This is a genomic window from Gammaproteobacteria bacterium, assembly GCA_013816845.1.
GTDB lineage: Bacteria > Pseudomonadota > Gammaproteobacteria > DSM-16500 > DSM-16500 > Aquicella.
The window spans coordinates 341,535-364,072 of record JACDDU010000002.1; the positions used below are offsets into that span (position 1 = coordinate 341,535).

Here is a 22,538-nt window from a genome sequence, read left to right on the forward strand (position 1 = left end):
GAGGCCCTATTTGTCCGGTCGCTATTCTCTGTTTAATTATGTTAAAATTTACACTACTTAGGCTCCGGAAGAGCTGCTTTATTGAATACCAGAAATAGGGATAAGTCATGAAGAAAAAATCACAATCAGCTAAATCCAGAGTCTTAACCAAACCAACAAAAAATAATAAAACACTTCAATTTGTGGATCAAGTCGTTCAGGTTGGGGAAGGAGATGAAACCCATCAAATTGTTCAATCTGGCATTCCTACACTCACGACACAACAAGGTGTGCCGGTTTCCGATGATCAAAATACCCTTAAAATCGGTTCCCGAGGTCCAAGCACATTAGAAGATTTTCATTTCCGCGAAAAAATATTTCACTTTGATCATGAGCGTATTCCTGAACGTGTCGTCCATGCGCGGGGGTATGGTGCGCATGGATATTTTCAAACGTATGATTCCCTTACTGATATTACAGCCGCTGATCTCTTCCAAAGAAAAAATGAAAAAACACCAGTATTCGTGCGTTTCTCAACTGTAGCTGGCAATAAAGGATCGCCTGATCTTGCGCGCGATGTCCGTGGTTTTGCCGTAAAATTTTATACCAAAGAAGGAAATTGGGATTTAGTTGGAAACAATATACCTGTTTTTTTCATCCAAGATGCGATGAAATTTCCTGATCTCATCCATGCAGCAAAAGCAGAGCCTGATTCTGATTTTCCACAAGCTCAAACTGCGCATGATAATTTTTGGGATTTCATTTCATTGATGCCTGAAAGCATGAATATGGTGATGTGGATTATGTCTGACCGTGCTATTCCTCGTTCTTTTCGATTCATGGAAGGCTTTGGAGTGCACACTTTTCGCTTTGTTAATCAAAATGGTAAATCGACTTTCGTCAAATTCCATTGGAAACCACTTTTAGGTATGCAATCTGTTTTATGGAATGAAGCGGTAAAAATCAATGGTGCTGATCCTGATTTTCATCGTCGTGATCTTTGGGATGCCATTGCTAAAGGGGAATTTCCCGAATGGGAACTTGGCTTACAATTATTTGATGAGTCTTTTACGAAACGATTTGCTTTTGATGTCTTAGATGCGACGAAATTCATTCCTGAAGAAGAAGTGCCCATTCGTAAAGTTGGGCGTTTAGTTTTAAATCGCCGTGTTGATAATTTTTTTGCAGAAACCGAGCAAGTTGCTTTTTGTACCCAAAATATTGTTCCTGGTATTGATTTTACTAACGATCCACTCTTGCAGGGACGTAACTTTTCTTACCTTGATACGCAATTAAAACGATTGGGAAGCCCCAATTTTACCCATATTCCCATTAATGCACCCAAATGTCCTATGCACCTTTTTCAGCAAGATGGGCATATGGCAATGACAAACCCTAAAGGTCGAGCAAACTATGAACCTAATTCTTGGGGTAAAGAAGGCGGACCGCGTGAAAATCCTCTGCGAGGTTTCCATTCTTATCCAGCCGAAGAGCAGGGTGAAAAGCAACGCATTCGTTCTGAAACATTTGCCGATCACTACAGTCAAGCTCGTCAATTTTTCATTAGCCAAACGACACGGGAACAACAACACATTATCAATGCACTGGTGTTCGAATTAAGTAAAGTTGAAAGACCGATCATTCGCGAGCGCATGGTGTCTCACTTAATGAATATAGATAATGAGCTTGCTACAGCAGTTGCACAAAATTTAGGGTTAGCAAAGTTGCCGAAACCTGCACAAAGCTTAAGGGTTACTAACACCCAATTGAAAAAGTCACCTGCGCTTAGCATACTTGCAAATGCCCCTCATACCTTTACAGGAAGAAAATTAGGCATTCTTGTGTCAGAAGGAGCGGATATCAAGGTTTTAACTGATATTAAAAAAGTCCTTAAAAAAATTAAAGCTTCATTTGAAGTGATTGCCCCAAAAATTAGTGGCATACGAGCAAGTGATGGTACTGAAATTGAAGTCAATCAACAAATTAATGGTGGACCATCTGTATTGTATGATGCAGTGGTTTTAATTGTTGCAAAGAAAGGCATCGATGCACTTTTACAATTTCCTTCAACACGCGATTTTATCGTAGATGCATTCTATCATCACAAGTTTATTGGTTACGTCGCATCATCACTCCCTTTATTTCAGCAAGCCGGCCTTATAGATCTACTTGACCAAGGTTGTATTCTTTTAGAAAAAGCGAATGCTGATCGATTTATAAAACAATGTACAGCGTTACGATATTGGGATAGAGGATGAAATTAATTTTTGCCAGGATATATTGAGATTAGGTTTAGTTGAAAATATTACGATGTATAACATGAAGGTCTTTGTGATGAAATATGTTTTTATTACTTATAGTGGACTCAGCTTACCGATAGCTTACCGATTGCAACAAGAAGGGAATGAAGTCATTGTAGGACAAATCGAAGACATTAAAGAATATGTCATGGAAGAAGAGGTAAAGCGCGCAACAGAAAGTGATGTATTGCGCGACAGACGCCTTAAACTTTTTAAAAACATGGTCAAGTTGCAACCTGCCAATCGTGTTATTGAACAACTACGACAAGTCAAGAATCCTCAGGAATATTTTCTTTTTTTTGAAGAAAATAATTTGTATCGTTGGGCTGATAAAGTACGCGATCTTGATTTTCATGGAAATTTTCCTACCAAGGAAGATTATCTATTTGAAATCGATCGCGAACATGCAAAAGAATTTGTTAAAACACATTATCAAAAATTAAATACTCCCTTAGTTAAAGAATTTTCAAAAGTTGCTGAAGCTATCGCTTTTTTAAAAGAAACTAATGAAATTTGGGTGCTTAAAGGTAAAAGTGATCATGCAAAAACGTTTGTTCCAACCATGAAAGATGCGGTTTTCGCCAAGGGGCAAATTATAGAAATGTTAAATAATTTCCCTCAAAAATATGAGCGTATGGGTTTTATTTTAGAACTATTTATTCCCTCCATTATAGAATTAACGCCGGAAAAAATTTATTACGATGGCGTTCCCCTAGCCACCACGATGAATTTTGAAAATAAATCCTTTGGCAGTGGTAATATTTCCATTCAAACGGGCTGTTCAGAAGATTTAATTTTTCCAACTGAACTTGATGATCGCATTAACCGAATTTGCTTTCCACCCATTGTCGATGCCATGGCCCGCCAACATAAAGGATTATTCATTTGGGATGCTTCGGTTTTAATTAATCGTCGCGATGGAAAAATGTATTTTGGTGAATTTTGTTCAAATCGTCCAGGATATAATTCAATTTTCACTGAATTAGCCTTAACCGGTTCTGCAACTAAATTTTTTGAAAAAATTGTTAGAAAAGAATCCCCTTTCACTTTAGGGACGGTAGCAACATCTGTGCGTTTATTTAATTTAAGCCGTGATGAAGATACTGAACAAGTATCAGCCGATATTGCCATCGACTATCGTCCGGATATTGAGAAAGATTTGTGGCTTTGGGATGTTCGCCGCAATCAACGCGGTAAATTAGTAACCGTAGGCGTTGATTGGAATTTAGCGGTCATCACAGGTGCTGGAAGATCCATTGAAGAAGCAGTAGGTAAAATGTATCGAAACGTCGATGGATTTGCATATGTGGGCGCTTATTACCGCTCGAAAGATGATTACTTGTCACTCGATTATCCGACTTCTATTATTAATCGGTTAAATTATGGTATGGATCGTGGGTTATATCGCTTACCTTTTGATGTCAAAGTGGGTGAAATTCAAATGCGTTAATATTCGTCAATTACGTTGTCAATGACATTCGCGTGGAGTGATTGAATTGATCTGCGGCATGAATAACTTTCTGACACATTTCAAATACGCGAGCATGATGGGCACTTTTATGATCAATCATCTTTTGTATTTCCATACATAACATCAAAGGCGTGCTATCCATTCGGTCCGTATCACGATCCAGACATTCAAGTTGCGGATTGGCTCCCTTCGCTAAAAGATATTCAATAAATTTGATTTGCTGGTCTGCATCATTCCTCATGGTTTCTAAGGCTAGATGTAAGGGGGAAGGGTATAAAGAATTGAATGTATTGTAGAGAGGGTTTTTACTTTGCATTTTAGAAGTTATCTTAACATCAACTAAGTTTACATCGGCACCCATCTCAATTAAATTTTTGGCTTTTTCGTATTGTCCATTTTCAATTGCAATATGTAACAAGGAGCAGCCATCCTTTTTTGCCAATTTTACTTGCGCAAGCGCAGGCTGTTTGTGCAAGATTAAATTAAAAAAATCATTATTGATAATGCTACACATCGATGCCAGCAGGGATAAAATAGCTTGAGCAAGCAGGTTATATTTTTTGGGCTCAAAATCAATATTATCACCGATAAGTTCTTTAAAGCGATCTATTGTGATTGGATCCAAAGGTAGCTTATGAGAGCCCATCACAAAACCTAAACGTTTATGTGAACTGATAAAAGTGAGTAAATCAATTGCGTCCTGCGTTAACGTACCAGGCAATAGGGAGAGTACACTCGATAAAGCTATCTGAAAACAATGATTTAAAGCATCCAAGTTATTATTTAAATTATAAGTTGTAGCAATTTTTTGTAAAACACTGTAGTCAGGTTCAGGGCTATATTCTCCAACTTCATTTTTTATTCTTTCTAAAACCTCATCGCGATTTGAAGTTAGTTTAAATATTTTATTGAGGAGGGCATGCTCAAGCCATTTGTTAAGCAAATATTTTTTTGCTGCGGTGAGTTTAGCAAAATAGTTTCTTGCACTTTCATCTAAAGGGGGATTCGATAAAAATTGTTTCTGCAAAATGGGTTGCCATAGCGTCGGTTTCTTTGCGAGATTTTGAAACTTTTTGTTAACCCTTTCTAGCAAGACTAAGTTATGGATCGGAAGAAGAGAAAAAATTGTCATGTAAATGTCATTTGGTAATAGATCAAAAGGAGACTGCGGCATAATTTGATATACGCTTATAATGATTTTGGAATGAAATAATAGTCCTTGGTAATAGGTATTTCAAGTTAATTGGCGACAGGTTGTCTCTTGATACATGCTAACAAAGTAAATTACAATTCTTTGGAGTTAAGCGTGCTTATTAAAAAAGGAATTCATGATGGATTTTTTTTCCAAATCATCTCACAAAACCATGACGCAAATAATCAGTCAACTTTCTAATCAGGAAAGAACTCGATTTTCTAACTTCATACAAAGAAAATTTTTATTATCGACAGATGATGTTTATAATGCCCCCTATAGTTTGAATTTAATTAAGCAAATACAAAGTTATCGTATAGAGAAAAATGCTTTGTCTTTAAACCCTCAACAAGAACAACTTTTGATTAGTTTATTTAAAGAGTTTAAAGAGCCGGTATTAACTTCACGACGTTCTCAACTTAAATGAAAGCTATAATGAGTTGATTTCATTCTCAGTCGCATGAATCTTGATTTACTCGTCAGGGATCTCGATGAAAATAACCACTATAATCAATAATCTATGCTTACCTTGTGGTTTAGATTATAACTTACAGTGCTTGTACAACGAAAAAAGAAGAGGTAAAAAAATAATCAGGTTGGTCAAGTCTTATACCCTATGCTAAAATCCTTTTTTATCTTATAACTTATACTTAAAATCATCATGCCTATTACTCATGTTTTATTAGTTTTACTTGTTGTTATTATTTGGGGTGTTAATTTTCTTTTTGTTAAATTGAGTCTTGACGAGATTTCTCCCTTACTACTTTGCGCTACTCGTTTTTTCTTAGCAAGCGTGCCAGCTATTTTTTTTATTAAACTACCAGCCGGCCAATTTAGAATCGTTGCTTTGTATGGATTAGTCATGTTTGCCATGCAATTTTTATTTTTATTCATCGGTATGCGTGCAGGAATGACCCCAGGCATGGCATCATTAATTATGCAAGTCCAAGTATTTTTTAGTATGTTTTTCGCAGCCCTTTTGCTAAACGAAATGCCGCGAATTTGGCAGGTTATAGGCGCATGTATTTCCTTTCTCGGTATTGGCGTTGTAGCAATGCATTTTGATAGTCATGTTTCATTAACAGGATTTATTTTTATTTTAGCTGCTGCGGCATCGTGGGGGATTGGTAACCTTATAACTAAACGAGCTGATAATATGAATATGTTTGTTTTAGTTATCTGGGGAAGTTTCGTTGCGTGTTTTCCGACTTTATTCTTATCATTTATTATTGAAGGTCCAAAAAATATATTAACGACTTACCAACATGTAACATGGCTTGGGTTAACTTCATTATTTTATATCGTTTTTGCATCAACTTGGATTGGATATGGTATATGGAATTGGCTGTTAAGCCGTCATCGAGTTGGGTTAATCGTACCTTTTACTTTGCTGGTCCCTATTGTAGGTGTTTTAACTTCAGTTTTAATATTAGATGAACCGTTACAAACTTGGAAATTAACGGCAGGATTTTTAGTTATTGCAGGCTTAGTAATCAATCTAGGTTTGTTTCGCTCAAGATCTATAATAAGCCCTGCAAGTCTTAACGAATAGATTTCATTAAGTAGCGAGATGCTTAGTTAAGCACTCAGCCTGGTAGGTTGAAAATCTTTTTCCGCACTTATAGTAGGTTTAACAAGATCTGCTGTTTTCATCGAGAAAAAGAAATGTGGATACCCGTATTTATTTTTCTCAGCGACTTTTTTTAAACCAACACCTTCTAATATTTTGACGGAAGCCACATTATCTGTATGCGCATCTGCCGTCAAAACTGAAAGCGGTTCGCCCCCTATTTGATAATTATGTTTGATTATTTCAGGGACGTATTCTTTGACTAGGGCTGATACTGCTTCAGTGCCATAACGTTGTCCCCAGGCAGATTTATTAAAAAGATATCCCACATCTGCTTCACCTGGATAAGGCGTATGAACTAGACCGACTATGCCAATAAATTCTTTCCCACCATCATTTTTTGAAACAGCAAAATCACTTAAAGGATTATTTCTATTCCATTGGGCGGCCCAGTATACAACCATGTGTTTTGTATCCTCAATAGACCAGGGAAGTCCATCAGCATTTTTCATCATTACAACCGGGTCATTACACAGTTTAACAATATCATCACAATAAGTTGTGTTAATTGATTCTAAATGTAACCGGGCTGTATCGATGGTAACATCTAATCTTCCTGTTTTTTCATCAACGGTAAATTTAATTTCACTCACGTGTATATTCCTTAATATTCCCATGGTAGGTGAGCGTTAATTTAATGTGAATGTGATTAACTTTCAAGCTAAATAAACCGTTAGACAGTAAATCAGTACGCTTTGCTTTGTGATAACTAACTTGGATTTATTTATAGAAAAAAAGAAGAAGGAAGATTAATCGTTTAATGATGGTGCAACTTTGAGGGGTCACTTAAGGTGATCTTATATGAATAAAATTATATCTAGCTGTGAACAATGTGGATGATAAGTCGTTTTACGTGGATAAACGTTCAGCCAAAATGATCTGAACGTTTATGTTGTAATGATGAACTTGACTGTGCCTGATATAAAAATATTTCAAATGTATTTCATGCTATGACACGTGATAGGTTCATTAATTCTTGCGCGCCTATCATATCTTCAACACTTCCAGACATCTTTGAACCCGTGATGTTTAATTTGTATTGAGTCATTAAGACTTAGTAAGGTAACGGTTTGGTTGGGGTTCGCAACTTAATACATCAGTATTTTTTCCTTGCTCATTAAATGCTGTAAGATGTTGATTGAGGCGTGACTGTACATTAATGGCATCTTTTTTAAAACGATGAAATAAAGAATTATTAGCTAAAATTGATAGTGGAGCTGCAATTTTAGCTGTATCACTGTGTTGGATAGGGTAAACGCGAGGTCCTTCCTTAATATTATTTACCGTAAAACCTTGTTTTTTTAAAAGTTCAATAACGCGTGTCAAATGACATGCACCTATTGCAATAAAAGAATTACCTGACTGAAAATATTCAGTAATTTTATCTGCATAAATCAAATCGCGATCATTAGAAATGCTATTCAATATTTGTTTGGTAATTTCAGAATGACTCTTCTCAATATCATGAAAAAGTAATTCATTAATCCCTTGAAGGTCACCTTCTTGATAAAATTGGCTTAATTTATTTGCTTTAGCTTTCATCACAGCTTCACTCACCAGCACGGCTTTAATTTGATCCATAAAAACTTCTAGTTGCTGCTGATAATTAAATTCTAAACCAAAAATATTACTTAATTCACTTTCAAGCGAATTTAGATAGATAATAGGTTTTTTCAATTTGTTGGCTTGGTTTAACAATAGAAGTTCTAAATGAGGACCGTCTGTTAATCCAAGATTTTTTTGTCTTAATATTAAACAAGCTTGCCAAAGAAGGCTAAAGGGCGGGGTGGTACTTTTCATCTTATCAAAAATAGCTGATAGTTTTTCTTTGCTACACTTTGCTTTGTAAGCAAATAATTCAATCATCTTGTCACGATATTCATCCTCAATTTCAAAAGGAATGATTTCTTTTTTATGATCGTTAAACCACTCTTTAATTAAACTATCATATACACTAGTTATTTCATCATGGTCACTGCTGCATTCAAAACCCACACGATCAGCATGTTCAAATGCATGCTTTGCGACACTAGATAAAGCAATGCTATCCGCATCTCGGCAAGGTATCGTGCCTAAGAGATAATTTATCTTATTGTCTTTTACTATTCTATAAAAAATATTTTCCCGGGTTTGCATTATTTTTTCCCTTAAAATGTAAATTGAATTCTCAGACCTATACACACAAAGATTAAGCATAATAAGATTATTTAGCCCCTGATGGAATATTTAGATTAAAAATTTCTTAACTTTACCACTTCTACTTCTTGTAAATATTCTTATTATGTTAATTGATTTCCTCAAATTAATTGCATGGTTCTTTCATTTATACATTTAGTTTTTCTGAAGATTTAAAAGTCAAAAACCACGCAATCGTTTATTTGCTAAATTAAAATCAAATTTTTAAGTGTTGATAAATTTGGTAAGTGCCTTATGAACTAAATCATTATAAACTTCTCGCCGCGCAATTGAATGAAGCTCAATAATTTTTGCTGACAAAACTAGTGTAGGCTCAGAATTTACACCCGCAGCTAAATCATAGATAACATCCTGGGGGTATCCCGTGTAACTCGCTAAACCCTCAAGCGAGTATTCGTTGTTAATTAAAAGATCGTTTACTAACTTACTAATTGTTAAACTACTTATCATAGAATTCTCCACTGAACCATGCTCATGGCACCATACTGTTAACTCTTGATAGAGGTAAATAAAAAAAACTAGCTCCAGCAAAAGGATTTCCTTTTTTGATAAATTAATAATGTAAGGCCTAAATAAACTTAATAATAGATCCGTTGATGCCATATATGTTCCTTTTTTGGTTAAAATCCACCGATATTTACTTTGAAATAATTTGATCTTTCTTAGCGTGCTGTTCATAACTTGTTGCATAATTCTAGATACGGCAACGTAAGTGAGTATAAAACCATTGATATCATTTATTTTATACCTGATAATTCTTTGCATTTTTTTATCAGTATTTTTCATCGTAAATTTTTTAGCAAAAAAAATACTATAAAATTATTAACTACAATCTTTAGATCAAAAGGAAAATAATGACTACCGATACTAATTATGAGACGGGTCTAGTCAAGGTTTATTGGGAAAATATACGACACAGAGTCGCGAAGGTTGAGCCATTCCTTGCCAAGCTGATAGATGAATTAACTCCTGATTCAAGCTTACCATTATATTTAGCATATTATCCCTATGGGGCGAATGATGCTGATACTCAAAGTTCACTTTTTCCAATGGATAAAGGTTTTTATCGGATAACGGATGTTTGTGCGCCCAAGGATATTGTTAAAAATCTTGGATATAGTATTAATAGTACGCCTTTAGGAATGGTTCTTGATAAAGAATTAGAGTGTTATATTGACTTAAAAGATCAGGGTATTACTTTGCCTTGGCTAATTTACACACCTGGGAAAGTATTTCCTTTCTCGAGAATTTTAAATCAAAAAAGCCAACGTATTTATGAACCCAATGGTTTACTTTCCTCAACAGCTGGTGCTAGATCTGTTTTTATGTTGCCTAATATTGGTTCCGCAATTAATCATTCTAATTTACAGCGCGATTTTAATCTTAAATGCCATTCTCCCAAGTCCTTGTATGAACACTGGCATGTATTTAAAGAAATTGTAAATAGCAAAGTTGTTAATTCCGATTGGCGTTGCTGCGTAATGTATTTTGCTGAAAAATGGGTTACTAAAATTCATAATGATAAATCGTGGTCACGGCTCAAGCAGTATTTACATGAGTTAGCTTGGCATCAATATCAGTATGAACGAAATCGTATTTATTATGATATTACTTTCTCTATGATTCAAAAAAAACGCAACTTAAAGCCTAACCCATATTTAGCTGATACCGCACGTCATCTATTTGCAACCGCTCTAGGGGCAGCACCTGGATATGTACCTGCAATAAATAATGAATCTTTACCTTATCAATTATTACAGAACATATTCGTTTCCTCATATGGACTTAAAAAATATTTTCCTACGATAATGAAGCCGTCTCATTATTGTTTTGAAACTGATAATTTTCCCATTTATTATTCGTTACAAAACCCCTCTACACATGTGTTTTCCCCGAAGTCAAGAGAGGTCTCCAGTACTTTGTCTGAAATGCGTGAATTACAGCATATTATGCGTATTTTTTTGGATGAATTATCTCAAAACGATAGCGTGTGTCGAGATACAATTATTGGAAAAGTTGCTCAAGAAGTACAATTTCAATACTTTCATAATAAAGTTGACCGTCATGGTGTTATCAATTCGTCAGAGCAACTGGAAAAAATTGATCGCAGATTTAATAAAAACCACCATAAGTTTAAAAATAGTGGTGCAAAATTTGCTAGTGACGCCCCTTTTGTAAGAGGGTGTATAAGTATTAGTAGAATTAGAAAAAAAAATAATAATAATTAAATTAAATTCAATGCTTTAGCTATTGGATAATCATAGGGTGTTTTAGGTAATGGTGGAAAATACAGGGTTGAAATACTTGTGAGTTTAATTTTAGCTAATTCCCGCAATGTATAAGTTTCTATTTTTGGGGCAAATCCTGGATATTGTGCTGCTTCGTATAATATAATTTTATGCGCTGATTCGTAATATGTCCTCAAATAATTGTATAATAGTTTAATTCCGATCTCGTTATTAAAATATTCAGGATTATTTACTGCGCCTATCACATCTGCTTGCCACAAAATAAGATGGCTACATGGATCAAATTTTCGACGATAAATAAGAAAATCAGTGGCTTCAAAAGATTGCTTTCCACATGAGCTAGGGTCAATTAATAGATCGGCAAAAAGACAATCTTCTGTAGAGACTCCTGGTAAAATCCTTACATCATAACCTTCTTTTTTTGCCAAACATGCAGCATCTAATCCAGGCTTAGCAAAAACTGTAGGATGGCCATAAAATACAACACAAACATGACTACCTTTTCGCACTTTTTCTAAAATAAAATTGGTGATAGCTTCATAACATTCAATTCGAAGCTGAAACTTTTTATATAAATCATCTAGTGATTCTGAATTAAAATTAGTTTTTTGAATCCATTCTTTCATAAGAGGCTCATTCACTAGATAAAGAACATGATCTGCCTGTTTAATATAAGCTTTTGTCTCCATTGTCATGTGCGACAAAAATTTAATACCTGAGCCAACCAATACTAAGGAGTTTTTCTTATTCATACTTCACCCAAATACTAAATATGCGTTTATATTTGAAAAATAGTAGATCGGTCCGCCAATGGCCCCTTTTGATTTAGTAGTTTTTTTAAGCTATTACTATCATTCGTTAAGAAGGATATTTGAATTTCTTTAGGTTGAGTTTTAATTAGATCTAGTAATTCAATACGATAATGAGCATTGACTGCCAAATATTCGAGCAATTTTATAGTATCCATAGAACCTTCTATCGCACAAATTGAGTTTAATATCTTATAATTAAATTTAATTCAAATCTACTTTGTAAAATTTATTAATATTTAATAAATTCAAAACTTAGTTGATGTGACCGTTAAGCACTTAGAAGAGTTAACACTGATTTTTTGGTAAATTATACAAATGATAAAACATATACTTCCAAGTGTGCCACAAAAATACCATAAGATATTTCCACCCCAAACCTGGTAAATTAAGCTTCCCAATGAGGGAGCTATGACTCGACTACTTGCATAAACTGCCCTGTAAAGACCCATTGCTTTCCCTTTTTTATTTGCCTCGCCTGCTTGGTAACAAATAAGTTGGGAAAGTGAGCAAAAAAGCATCTCGCCTACGGTGTAAATGATACAAGAAAGAATAGTAATCCAAAATAGATGGGAAAAATTTAATACAACCATCCCAACCCCAATGAAAAAAGCTCCCATACCCATGAGCAATATATTGTTGAATTTAGCGAGCCATCCCACTAGCGGTGTTTGTAAAAAAACGACCATTAAACAATTAATGGTAAATAGGATGCTTAAAGCTTGGAGTCCGAAATTCGGGAAGGTATCTTGCAGATATTGAGAGTAGGTGGTATTGGTTTGAAAAATAATGAAACCCATTAGAAATGAACAAAGCAACGCTAATAGAATAATTATAGGAATGTTGTTACCATGTAGATTATTACCTTTGGTTGTAAACTTCATATTTTTTGTCCGGGAAGTATTAATCTTATCCTCTTGAATGATTGCAAAGTAAATAGCCGATAAAAATATAAAAATACTGCCCACAATAAATATTATTTGAAAGTGATAGCCCACTAAAAAACCCATTATGATGGCTGAAATAGCCAATCCCATATTTGATGCGACATTTAAAATATTGAGGGCTCTTAATTTTTGTTTTTGATCTGAACCACATTTTTCTAAAACCCATAAGTGGTTTGCAGTTAGAAATGTGTAAGAAAAAAAACCCATCAGCAACATCTCTAATGATAGCAAATAAGAAGATTTTATTTTTACTAATAACAAGAATACAATTGCTTGTAATAATAAGCTAAAAATACAAATCTTAGTCGAGGTGAATATGTCTGATAGCTTTCCTCCTATAAATCCACCAGCAATTGTTCCAAAGCCATAAAATGAAATGATAAAACCCGCGGATATGAGGTTGAATTTGAGTTCTTGAATAAAGTAAATGGGTAGAAAATAGTAAATACCGATAAAGATAGACTCAATAAAACTTAAAAAAATTCCATGCCAAGCTAGCTTTTGTAATCCTGTATAATTGGCCCAATAGGTTTTGGTTATTTGTAGTACATATGTGTTCATAAAAGGTTTACTTATAAAGTAATAAGATATTTTTTCGGAAGCACCTAAAATTATCTAAGCGAGTGGCAATAGGTTGGGTAGATGGTAGCCAAATCGTATTCGGTTTTCTATTTAAATGTCTATGTAAATAGATGCTGATGTATAAGTCACCCATTCAGGAAGTCTTTTCTTACTTCATAAGCCATATGTATGTCATTTTCCAAATCCGCTACCTAAAGACTTTGCTGCCTAAGATTGGGGCGGATGAATACTGATTTGTAAGCAGGATAAATTATAAAGAATAAACTAAGGTAAAATAATTTATTTCTAATTACGGTAACGCTTCTTTAGAATCAAATGTATTGCGATGTATATCGGTTGGAGGGAAAGTCTCATGTTGAAGCTTGAGCAGAATAAGCAAAATGTAATAGCGTTTTATCATCTCATGTTTAATGAAAATCAACCTGAAGAAGCTTACGAGAAATATGTCGGAGATACTTACATTCAACATAATCCCCATGTTAGTGATGGCAAAGAAGGCTTTATTGCCTACTTTACAAAAATGGCAAAGTTATATCCGCAAAAAAAGGTTTATTTTAAACGCGTTATTGCTGAAGATAATTATGTAGTTCTTCATTGTTTACAAGTTTGGCCGGGAGATCATGATTGGGCGGGAATTGATATTTTCCGACTCGATGGCGCAGGAAAAATTGTTGAGCATTGGGACGTTTTGCAAATTGTGCCTAACAAATCAGAAAATAAAAATACAATGTTTTAGGCAAGTAGGGTGGATGCGAAGGGATAGCATATTATCATTTCATTTTATTGGAAGGGTAGATGATGAGATTGGATAGGGGCGTTGTTTCTGGGTTGCGCGCTCCTCCAGACTACTGCTCCCAGGTACTATTAATCATGATTATTTTTTATAGGTGAAATCCATAAAAATTGGCCTGCGTTTTTAAAAATGCTATCTTAATCAATGGGAATAATGATTTTGGCTCAAGGAAGAAGTGGGAAATGAAAACTAAGCATAAGCTAATGCATCCTATTCATAAACTTATACTTCATATGTTGATCAGTACAACTTCAGGATTCCTTTTAATCTTAATTTCTTTGTATATTGGCATGCTTGGTTATCATGAGTACGAACAAATGAATTGGATTGATTCTTTTGCCAATGCCTCAATGATTTTATCTGGAATGGGACCTTTACAGCCTCTACATACCGATGCAGGGAGAATTTTTGCCGGATTTTATGCATTATTTAGTGGGCTTTTATTTATTCTCATCGTGGGCATCATTTTTGCTCCCGTCGCGCATTGGTTTTTTCGCAAAATTCATCTCGATACCCCTAATGTAAAATAAAATATTACTTCATTATATCTAAACATTAAACTATCTCTTCTTAATTTTCGAATATTGTTTATTTTTCGCATTTAATTATACTATTAAAAAATAACCTAATGAAGAAAAGCATGCCACGATTAAAATCCAAAGTTGCACTCATTACAGGTGGGACTCAATCCATTGGTGTATCCATTGCAGCATTGTTTGCAGCGCAGGGTTCCCATGTGATTATTTCTGGAAGTCGCTCAACAGAGGAAGGTAATAAAATTGCTAAAAGCATTCATACTGATGTCCAGTATTTACAATTGGATGTGACAAAGGAGGGAGCGTGGCAAGACGCTATGGATTTGATTAAAGAAAAGTATGGTAAGTTAGATATCCTCGTTAATAATGCCGGCATTGAATACCCGCTTGATGCAATTAATCCTCAAAATCCTGAGCATTGTTCGCTAGAGGATTGGTCCGCTGTGCATAAAGTTAATTTAGATGGTGTATTTCTCGGGTGCAAATTTGCTATTGGACTGATGAAAAATAATGTTAATTGCGCCATTGTTAACATTGGCTCGCGATCCGGGCTAGTAGGAATCCCATCGTCTGCTGCTTACTCTTCAAGTAAAGCGGCTATTCGTAATTATACTAAAACGGTTGCGATGTATTGTGCCGGACAAAATTATTCAATTCGTTGCAACGTAATTCACCCTGGGGCTATTCTCAGTAAAATGTGGGATAAAGAATTGGGTAATGATGAATGGCGTGAACATCGGATTGCTGAATTCAGCCGCCACATTCCCCTTAAGCGCATGGGTAATCCAATTGATATTGCTTATGCAGCTTTATATTTAGCATCTGACGAATCATTGTTTATGACAGGCAGTGAACTCGTCATCGATGGCGGCATTATGGCAGGAACAGTCGCTTCTGCTAATGAAACAGTGATTGATATAGTTAAAAATGAAATTAAATAAATATACCTTGTTGGGCATTGCCATCACACTTGTTGGTTCGCTATGTTATGTTCTTATGAGTGCGGTATCAAAAATAACTGGCCAACATCTTTCTATCAATTACATTATTTTTTTACAAAGTCTATCTGGGTTGCTTTGTTCTGGAATTTTTTTAAAGATTAGCGGGTATCGGTGGAAGCAGTTATGGCGTTCAAAGCAAACATTTTATTTGCCACGTATTGTTCTGAGTTTAGCGTCGATTTATTCACTCATTTATGGATTGAAGTACGTCAGTGTGTTTAATGCTTTGGTTATTTTAAACTCTGCTCCACTTATCATTCCTTTGCTTCGTTTTATTATACTTAAAAAGAAAATAAATTCTTGGATTTTTCCAGGCGTTTTATTCGCCTTTTTTGGGATGCTATTAATATTGGCACCAGATCAACATATTATTGAGCCTGCAATATTGGTCATTATTTTTAGTATGCTATGCATGGCGCTTTCATTATTATGTTTAGAAAATTACCGAACTGCAGATCCAAAGTTAGCGATTTTTTATTATTTTTTACTGAGCAGCATCATTGTCGCTTCATTATTAATGACGCAACCTGAGTTTTTTAATTTTTCTATTCGCTATATATCATTAGGAATTATAATTGGGATTTTATTCTTTTTTGTCCAACTCAGTGTAGTTTATGCTTCGCGTTATATCTCTTCGCAATTAATCTCGATTCTTTTTTATTCTGAAATTATGATGGCTTTATTAGCTTCGATGATATTTGAAAACTTACAGCCAAACTTTTACCGATTGCTAGGTTCAGGTTTAGTTATTTTGGGCGGATTGTTAGTGGTGTTAATAGAAAATAAAGAAAACGTGCTGAAATTCAAAGTGTAGTTTGTAAGAAAAATTTAGTGGGCACGTAAGGTGCCCACTAAATGTCCGTTAGATATTATAATTAAATTGAATACCTACCGCATCGGCTGAAAGTTTTGCTTTACCGACTGTCGTTGTCCCGTTATTTGGACTCACATTATTAAGAGGCGAGGTTTTAACTGTGAATACGTGCGCGTAATGCAATTCAGCGGAGACTGCTTTATTGAATTTATATCCTGGCGCAACAGCTAAAACGACTCGGTTAACCTCGGGTAAGGCTAAAGTCCGATCGGTATTATTTGTTGGCGATTGATCGTAAGCAAGGAAACCACCCAAGTAAAATTGAGAATTAAAGTTATACTTTGTGCTCAATTCGGCTTCCCACGTATTGTGATAATTAAGCAGCAAGATACCCGAGGAGTTAGGGCCAGATAAACCATTGAGAATGACTTGTCGTAAACGACGCCATTGGGTTAAACGAACTTGACCGCGTACAAACCAGTCTTGACTAAAAAACTGAGTTACTGAAAGTGACGTGGTAGCGGGTAACTTAAGTCGTGCATTCAATTGGTTTGAATCAGCAAAACCAGTAAACGAGCTTATTCCTTGTAGGTTTGATGTGCTCGCTGAGAAGTAACTAAGACCTACGAAGGTTCCTTTTAAAGCATGATAGAAAGCCCCTGCATGCCAGCCATAAGCCCAGCCGGAACCATGGTTTCGAATGGTATTGTCAGGTCCTGCACCAAAAGGAAAGGTTAGTGAGGGGTACATTTGATCTAAAGCCGCCCACACTTCCATGACATCCAAACCAATACCGACCGAGAGTTTATCTAACCATCCTGCAAATTGATAAGACACGCTGGGTGAATAATTTGTACTTTGCACCGAAGTATTAACTGTCGCATAGCGAGCATTAGAAGAGGGAGAATATTTGATAACACTTTTAAAAGGGGGGGTTATATCGAGCCCAACGACCCATTGTGGGTTAATTCGTTTCGCAAATCGACCATAGGGAAGATCAAAGTTAGAATTGTTTGAAGCTTTTCCTGTCGTCACGACACTTGGGCCGCCTAAAGGACTAGGGACGGTGATGGTGCCATTCCAACGAACTTCAGGAATAATGTAGTCATAACCTAAGATAAAGGAAGCGTCTTGAACTAAAATAGATAACTCAGCGGGATTGGTGTAATTGATCCCGGCAAAATTTTGAAAATTACTAGCTGAACTGATGCTTGCTGCGGATAAAGCAAAGCATGCAAGCGAAATTTTGACATACTTCTTTAATTTTAATCTAGGACTATGCCTACTTGTATCCATACTGACTTTCTCCTTTAAACCCAAATATAAGAACTTATCGTGACCTATATTCTAAAAGCCAAATCTAACGCAAGCAATAATAAAATGATATTTAGGTCTAAAGGTAGAGAATAAACATCTAAAAAAGACAAAATTTTCTTTAAAAACGCAACTTCAACCCATTGGCTGAGGTCCGCATCTCTATTTCTTGCTGAAAAAAGTTGAAAAAAGGACGATTCAAAACATGCTGAATGCGAGTCTGAGCTAAATCTCTTTAATTGGCATTTTGTTATGGGTCAAAGAAGCAATAATATTTTTTAACAATTCATGAGGAGAAGCTTTGGATTTTAACAATGTTTTGACGACAAACTGATTATAATCAGGCGGTAAATCATAGGCTGAAAAAACGATGACGGGGATTTGCTTTTTACTAATGATGGGTAACATTTCAATGCCAGAACCGTCTGGCAACATTAAATCTAAAATAACCAGATCAAAATGCGAAGATTGAAGTTCCTCACGTGCTTGAGCTAAGGTCGTGACACCCAACACACTTGCTTCAGTTTGCAATAATTTGGCAATGATTTGAATAAGATCTTGATCATCTTCGATGTGCAAGATTTTAGGGGTTTTAATTTCAATTTGCACTTTCATTAGTTTGATTGCTGCAAGCAAGCGGCCGAGTTCGATGGGTTTTTCAATCCAGTCTAAAACTGAAATAGCATTGCCATTCATTTTCTTTGCGCCATCTGGCTCTACGGTAATAACTGTTATAGGCAAGTCAGTGATACTGAAACGTTTACGTAAATCTTTGATTAGAGAAATGCCATCTTGATTAGGAAGCGTTAAGTCAAGCAATAAAGCATCCACATGCTGCTCATCTATAATATTTCTAGCTTCAGTGGCAGTTTGTGCAGTCATGACATTAAAATCCTGTTCTTCCAAGACGGTTTTTAAATAATTTAAGGCTGCTTTATCATTATCACAAATTAAAATACTTTTAATTTTTTCAAATGATTTTTTAGTTACGAATGATTTATCGTAAATCGGTAATTCTATCCAAAAACGTGTTTCCTTATCAATTTCCGATTCAAAATCAATCGTTCCGCCTAATTTTTCTATAATTTCTTTACTAATACTTAATCCTAATCCTGTTCCTGATTGACTTCTTGAAGTCGTCGGATTAGCTTGCGCAAATTTTTCAAAAATTCGGGGGCGGAAAGTTTCCGGAACACCGGCGCCGTGATTACTTACTGAGACAATGGCGTTATTTTCTTTTTTCTCAACGCATATCGTAACTTCCTTACCGGGAGTAGAAAATTTAATCCCATTTGAAATTAAATTAACCAACACTTGTAGCAATCGATCACGATCCACATTAACGGTGGTGACTGTTTTTTGGATTAATTTCAAATTGATATTGAATTTTTTACTAAAGGATTCATTAGCAAGCATAGCTTCTCTAACAATCAAATCTAAATGCAAAGGTTCAAATTTAAATTCCATCTTGCCCGATTCAATTTTTTCTACATCTAATATATCGTTAATCAAACGAATTAATCTTTCACTATTTTGTTTGCCTATTTGCAATAATTTCATTGCGGCATCGGGTAATTGACCTGCAGTACCTGAAACTAATAAGGAAAGGAACCTTGAATGGATGTTAATGGTGTTCTTAGCTCATGACTAACAATAGAAATAAATTCATTCTTCATACGTGTTATTTTTTTAAACTCAGCAATGTCACGGGCAATACTGCAAGCAGCAATAACATTATTATTTTCATCTTTTATCGATGAAATAGTTAAAGATACTGAAAGAAGGTGGCCATTTTTATGAACTTGTTCTGTTTCTAATTGCCAGGATTTATCATTTATAATATGTTTAAACACTTCAGTATATTCTTGTAAGCGTTCAAGAGGGTATAAAATCCTTAAATTCTTCCCCAAAACTTCACTTTCTTCATAGCCATATAATTTTTCTGCGCCTTTATTCCAACTTTTGATCGTCCCATCTGGCAAAAGCCCAATGACTGCATCACTGGTTGCCTCGACAATTGCAGCGAGGTTGGATTTTACAATTTGATGCTTAGAAATTTCCTCTAATGAGGTGTGTAATTTTTTATTAGCGAGTTGTATTTCCTGAGCGCGATCATAAATTTCTTTTTCATTACGTCCTAGTTCAGTTTTAAGTTTAGCAATAGAGTCAACTTGTTCTTGTTGGGTTTTTTTCATGTTAACAAATTTAGTAACATCTTCAGAACGATTCAGAATGTAAATTAAATTATTGTCTTCATCTAAAATAGGGGAGTTAATAACGCTCCAATATCTTTCTTCAAACTCTCCGCCCTTGCTCTGAGATGTGCGGATATCATATTTAATAATGCCTACCGTATCTGGAGCTTTATTTTCAATGACATTTTTAAATGACGCTCTAATTTTTTTTTCTCCATCGGCTTTTTCATCATTGGGATTATCAGGAAATATTTCAAAAACATTTTTCCCCGTGATTTGCTCACGCGTAACCATTGTCGTCTTTAAAAAAACTTCACTAGCATCAACAATGATGAGTTCGGGTGTTAGCAAAAGGTAAATATCGGGCGTGCTGCGTAAGTGAGCTTTAAAGTCGGCGGATAATGGATTAATAACTTTGCTCATTCCTTGCTCCTAAGAGTCACGCTCCCTATGGTCCATTTTATCATGTTTATATGGGTAATTATTAATCATAAATGTTTGATATTGAAGGACTTCCATGATTTCACTTCTCCACGCCTTGGGCCGCGGTTTCGTTATAATATCATGAAATAAAAGACTTTTTTTAGGACATGATGACAGGCCTGGCGCTTTGTTTTCCTCTAGCGCCCAAGCCCCTTCTTGATGGGGAGGGGAGAGGATGATGCTCGAAAAGAAGTAAGGTGGCGAATGAAGCTCTGATGTATTTTTGATCAAAAAAAAATATTGCGTATAAAATTTGCATTATGTAAAATGAGCCAGGCCAAAACTTATACCAATTTTCGCCGGTTCTAATATTAACTCTAAGGGATTAAAAGCGTTCTAGTCTGTTTGCTCACAATAATAAAAACAAGAGGCAAATATCATGTTTCCTAGAGAGTCCCTAATAAAGAATATGGGTTGGATCAAAATTGGCGATTTTACTCAATTGAGCCAGGGCCCTTTAAAGAGAATGGTCACCTATCGCGCTACGGATGTTAGTAAGGTGCAGGAAATTTCTCTTATAAGTCATGCCGATCATGATGTAGCCATTCTCATTAAATCAATCCCCCCTTATCAACCGGAATTAATTGAAATTTATAAAAAACGTCAATTTCCAACATCTTTTATCAACTCAGAATTATATAAATTAAGTTTACCCAACGTTGGTTTTTTAAATCGTTTTTTAGAGGCCCTCTTAGAAATTTTTCCAAATGTTAAACATATTATGGAAGAAATTGTTACAACGTTTGAACCTTTTTCAAAAGAAGTGTCTTCAGACTCAGGGTGGGTAAAATCCGGTAACTTCGATGAATTATGTAAAGTTGGTGATTCTGAAAGAAATGTTCAATACAAAAGTTGCAATCCACAAAAAATTAGTGAAATCGGCTTGCGTGGATATCGCAATAATACTTTAGCGCTATGTATGACGATAACAGAGCTACATATTCAGCCTGTCATTAATACGTTAGTGGCAGAGGGTTTCATACCATCTGATTTGAAGAAAACTTATGATGATAGTCTTCGTTTGTTTATTCCAAACACTGAGTTTTTTGTTTTATTTTTAGAGAAACTCATAGCACTCGATGTCTCTTTGGCACCCATCGCTGAAGAACTCATTCGCAACGTTAAAAAATATTCTCAAGAAGAGCCAACTATACCTGGGTGGAGCAAAGTAGACTCAATAAAAATTCCCTTTGCAAATGCATCAGTTAACCGTAGCGAATCCTATGTTAATCTTCTTACCGATCCTGCTATAACTAAGTTTACCTTGCATTGTAGTTTTGATGATAATAGCTCATTAACTATCCGAACAACTGCATCTTATTTTGAACCTTTACTGACCTTGTTGAAGGAAAAGGGATTTAATAAATTTCAGCAAGGCATTAATTCTGTAACTTTACCCTTACGGAATGTAGCAGCGTTACAAATGCTTTTTGATCTGCTGGATCAAGAAATTGATCCATCTGTTAAAAATGTAAAAGCTTTTATCTTGGACAGCTATAAACACATTAATGATTTCACACCCCAAAAAAATAAAGACTTTGAGGCAATATCTTCTCATCAAGCATCATTCTTTAATAACTTTATGAGTGAGCTAAAAAAACCTTCTACTCGTCAAGCACTTAAAGACATCAGAGTTTTGTCTCAATCGGTACTTGTTTCTATGCACGGTAAAGCACCTGAGGATGAAAAATTTATTTCAGATGAAGAAATGGCGAGAAGTGCTTTCGGAACAGGATCCACAAGAAAGTAGATTGGTATAGACATTTACCCCGCTTACCTAAGGTGGGGTAAAGTTGAAATCATTTAAAGAAAAATTGACAAGCGTTTATTTGTTCGTAACATAAGCGGTTAAATCTAGTATAATGACTGCGTTCAACATCAAAAAACTAGTTAAAAGGAATTATAAATGAAAAAAAGTTTGTATTTTTTTATTCCCCTGCTGTTTAGTATTTCATTGGCCGGTTGTTATTCACCCATATTCCCTTCCATTCCTGTTTCACCGCAGCACAACCAACAATGTTATTGCTGTAAAAAGCATTGTCCAAAT

19 protein-coding genes are annotated in these 22,538 nt (G+C 35.2%); 10 read left to right on the forward strand and 9 right to left on the reverse strand.

Going from position 1 to position 22,538, the window contains the following annotated elements; all coding sequences use genetic code 11:
• The first annotated feature begins 107 nt into the window (after window positions 1-107).
• Entirely contained in the window at window positions 108-2,237 is a 2,130-nt protein-coding gene (locus H0W64_05260; GenBank protein MBA3661110.1) for a catalase, read from the forward strand.
• Window positions 2,238-2,313: 76 nt separating this feature from the next.
• Complete coding sequence (locus H0W64_05265; protein MBA3661111.1) at window positions 2,314-3,729, forward strand: hypothetical protein; 1,416 nt, start codon at window positions 2,314-2,316, stop codon at window positions 3,727-3,729.
• Between the two features lie 10 nt (window positions 3,730-3,739).
• On the opposite strand, the gene H0W64_05270 is transcribed toward H0W64_05265, so the two are convergent.
• Entirely contained in the window at window positions 3,740-4,882 is a 1,143-nt protein-coding gene (locus H0W64_05270) for a hypothetical protein (protein ID MBA3661112.1), read from the reverse strand.
• Window positions 4,883-5,078: 196 nt separating this feature from the next.
• Between H0W64_05270 and H0W64_05275 the strand changes: the two genes are divergently transcribed.
• Together H0W64_05275 and H0W64_05280 are read left to right on the forward strand one after the other, a co-directional pair.
• A complete protein-coding gene (locus H0W64_05275) occupies window positions 5,079-5,369 on the forward strand; it encodes a hypothetical protein (GenBank protein MBA3661113.1) in 291 nt (96 codons plus the stop codon).
• A 234-nt stretch (window positions 5,370-5,603) separates the two neighbouring features.
• Entirely contained in the window at window positions 5,604-6,494 is an 891-nt protein-coding gene (locus tag H0W64_05280; GenBank protein MBA3661114.1) for an EamA family transporter, read from the forward strand.
• Between the two features lie 26 nt (window positions 6,495-6,520).
• Here the strand turns inward: H0W64_05280 and H0W64_05285 are convergent, their stop codons facing one another.
• From H0W64_05285 to H0W64_05295, 3 genes are all read right to left on the reverse strand, one after another.
• The gene (locus H0W64_05285; protein ID MBA3661115.1) at window positions 6,521-7,165 is read right to left on the reverse strand and encodes a GNAT family N-acetyltransferase; all 645 of its coding nucleotides are present in this window, start codon (window positions 7,163-7,165) and stop codon (window positions 6,521-6,523) included.
• 454 nt (window positions 7,166-7,619) lie between these two features.
• On the reverse strand, window positions 7,620-8,708 hold the full coding sequence (locus H0W64_05290; GenBank protein ID MBA3661116.1) for a TraB/GumN family protein: 1,089 nt from the start codon (window positions 8,706-8,708) through the stop codon (window positions 7,620-7,622).
• A gap of 264 nt (window positions 8,709-8,972) precedes the next feature.
• Window positions 8,973-9,554: a hypothetical protein gene (locus tag H0W64_05295; protein ID MBA3661117.1), complete on the reverse strand. Its 582-nt coding sequence runs from the start codon at window positions 9,552-9,554 to the stop codon at window positions 8,973-8,975.
• A gap of 68 nt (window positions 9,555-9,622) precedes the next feature.
• Between H0W64_05295 and H0W64_05300 the strand changes: the two genes are divergently transcribed.
• Entirely contained in the window at window positions 9,623-10,996 is a 1,374-nt protein-coding gene (locus H0W64_05300; GenBank protein ID MBA3661118.1) for a hypothetical protein, read from the forward strand.
• Here the strand turns inward: H0W64_05300 and H0W64_05305 are convergent.
• Both H0W64_05305 and H0W64_05310 read right to left on the reverse strand, forming a co-directional pair.
• Window positions 10,993-11,769: a uroporphyrinogen III methylase gene (locus H0W64_05305; protein ID MBA3661119.1), complete on the reverse strand. Its 777-nt coding sequence runs from the start codon at window positions 11,767-11,769 to the stop codon at window positions 10,993-10,995. The two genes, H0W64_05300 and H0W64_05305, sit on opposite strands and share 4 nt — an antisense overlap.
• 305 nt (window positions 11,770-12,074) lie before the next feature.
• Complete coding sequence (locus H0W64_05310; GenBank protein ID MBA3661120.1) at window positions 12,075-13,334, reverse strand: MFS transporter; 1,260 nt, start codon at window positions 13,332-13,334, stop codon at window positions 12,075-12,077.
• 373 nt (window positions 13,335-13,707) lie between these two features.
• On the opposite strand from H0W64_05310, the gene H0W64_05315 reads away from it, so the two are divergent.
• From H0W64_05315 to H0W64_05330, 4 genes are all read left to right on the forward strand, one after another.
• Window positions 13,708-14,091 (forward strand): ester cyclase, encoded by a 384-nt coding sequence (locus tag H0W64_05315; protein MBA3661121.1) that lies wholly within the window; start codon window positions 13,708-13,710, stop codon window positions 14,089-14,091.
• A gap of 290 nt (window positions 14,092-14,381) precedes the next feature.
• Window positions 14,382-14,678: a hypothetical protein gene (locus H0W64_05320; GenBank protein MBA3661122.1), complete on the forward strand. Its 297-nt coding sequence runs from the start codon at window positions 14,382-14,384 to the stop codon at window positions 14,676-14,678.
• A 110-nt stretch (window positions 14,679-14,788) separates the two neighbouring features.
• A complete protein-coding gene (locus H0W64_05325; protein ID MBA3661123.1) occupies window positions 14,789-15,625 on the forward strand; it encodes an SDR family oxidoreductase in 837 nt (278 codons plus the stop codon).
• A complete protein-coding gene (locus tag H0W64_05330) occupies window positions 15,612-16,499 on the forward strand; it encodes a DMT family transporter (GenBank protein MBA3661124.1) in 888 nt (295 codons plus the stop codon). Before H0W64_05325 ends, H0W64_05330 begins: the two co-directional genes overlap by 14 nt.
• Window positions 16,500-16,547: 48 nt before the next feature.
• Here the strand turns inward: H0W64_05330 and H0W64_05335 are convergent, their stop codons facing one another.
• The 3 genes from H0W64_05335 to H0W64_05345 form a co-directional block, all read right to left on the reverse strand.
• Entirely contained in the window at window positions 16,548-17,795 is a 1,248-nt protein-coding gene (locus H0W64_05335) for an outer membrane protein transport protein (GenBank protein MBA3661125.1), read from the reverse strand.
• A gap of 243 nt (window positions 17,796-18,038) precedes the next feature.
• Complete coding sequence (locus tag H0W64_05340) at window positions 18,039-19,373, reverse strand: response regulator (protein ID MBA3661126.1); 1,335 nt, start codon at window positions 19,371-19,373, stop codon at window positions 18,039-18,041.
• 35 nt (window positions 19,374-19,408) lie between these two features.
• Complete coding sequence (locus tag H0W64_05345; GenBank protein ID MBA3661127.1) at window positions 19,409-20,431, reverse strand: PAS domain S-box protein; 1,023 nt, start codon at window positions 20,429-20,431, stop codon at window positions 19,409-19,411.
• 439 nt (window positions 20,432-20,870) lie between these two features.
• Here H0W64_05345 and H0W64_05350 point away from each other — a divergent pair, with 439 nt between their 5' ends.
• On the forward strand, window positions 20,871-22,241 hold the full coding sequence (locus H0W64_05350) for a hypothetical protein (GenBank protein MBA3661128.1): 1,371 nt from the start codon (window positions 20,871-20,873) through the stop codon (window positions 22,239-22,241).
• Window positions 22,242-22,538 lie beyond the last annotated feature (297 nt).

Excerpts from the sequence above, each read along its gene's own strand:
- H0W64_05275 (MBA3661113.1), top strand. The coding sequence starts at position 5,079 with ATGATGGATTTTTTTTCCAAATCATCTCACAAAACCATGACGCAAATA.
- H0W64_05315 (MBA3661121.1), top strand. The coding sequence starts at position 13,708 with ATGTTGAAGCTTGAGCAGAATAAGCAAAATGTAATAGCGTTTTATCAT.
- H0W64_05305 (MBA3661119.1), bottom strand. The coding sequence starts at position 11,769 with ATGAATAAGAAAAACTCCTTAGTATTGGTTGGCTCAGGTATTAAATTT.
- H0W64_05260 (MBA3661110.1), top strand. The coding sequence starts at position 108 with ATGAAGAAAAAATCACAATCAGCTAAATCCAGAGTCTTAACCAAACCA.
- H0W64_05350 (MBA3661128.1), top strand. The coding sequence starts at position 20,871 with ATGTTTCCTAGAGAGTCCCTAATAAAGAATATGGGTTGGATCAAAATT.
- H0W64_05310 (MBA3661120.1), bottom strand. The coding sequence starts at position 13,334 with ATGAACACATATGTACTACAAATAACCAAAACCTATTGGGCCAATTAT.
- H0W64_05265 (MBA3661111.1), top strand. The coding sequence starts at position 2,314 with ATGAAATATGTTTTTATTACTTATAGTGGACTCAGCTTACCGATAGCT.
- H0W64_05290 (MBA3661116.1), bottom strand. The coding sequence starts at position 8,708 with ATGCAAACCCGGGAAAATATTTTTTATAGAATAGTAAAAGACAATAAG.
- H0W64_05270 (MBA3661112.1), bottom strand. The coding sequence starts at position 4,882 with ATGACAATTTTTTCTCTTCTTCCGATCCATAACTTAGTCTTGCTAGAA.
- H0W64_05280 (MBA3661114.1), top strand. The coding sequence starts at position 5,604 with ATGCCTATTACTCATGTTTTATTAGTTTTACTTGTTGTTATTATTTGG.
- H0W64_05320 (MBA3661122.1), top strand. The coding sequence starts at position 14,382 with ATGTTGATCAGTACAACTTCAGGATTCCTTTTAATCTTAATTTCTTTG.
- H0W64_05325 (MBA3661123.1), top strand. The coding sequence starts at position 14,789 with ATGCCACGATTAAAATCCAAAGTTGCACTCATTACAGGTGGGACTCAA.
- H0W64_05300 (MBA3661118.1), top strand. The coding sequence starts at position 9,623 with ATGACTACCGATACTAATTATGAGACGGGTCTAGTCAAGGTTTATTGG.
- H0W64_05345 (MBA3661127.1), bottom strand. The coding sequence starts at position 20,431 with ATGAGCAAAGTTATTAATCCATTATCCGCCGACTTTAAAGCTCACTTA.
- H0W64_05340 (MBA3661126.1), bottom strand. The coding sequence starts at position 19,373 with ATGAAATTATTGCAAATAGGCAAACAAAATAGTGAAAGATTAATTCGT.
- H0W64_05335 (MBA3661125.1), bottom strand. The coding sequence starts at position 17,795 with ATGGATACAAGTAGGCATAGTCCTAGATTAAAATTAAAGAAGTATGTC.
- H0W64_05330 (MBA3661124.1), top strand. The coding sequence starts at position 15,612 with ATGAAATTAAATAAATATACCTTGTTGGGCATTGCCATCACACTTGTT.
- H0W64_05295 (MBA3661117.1), bottom strand. The coding sequence starts at position 9,554 with ATGAAAAATACTGATAAAAAAATGCAAAGAATTATCAGGTATAAAATA.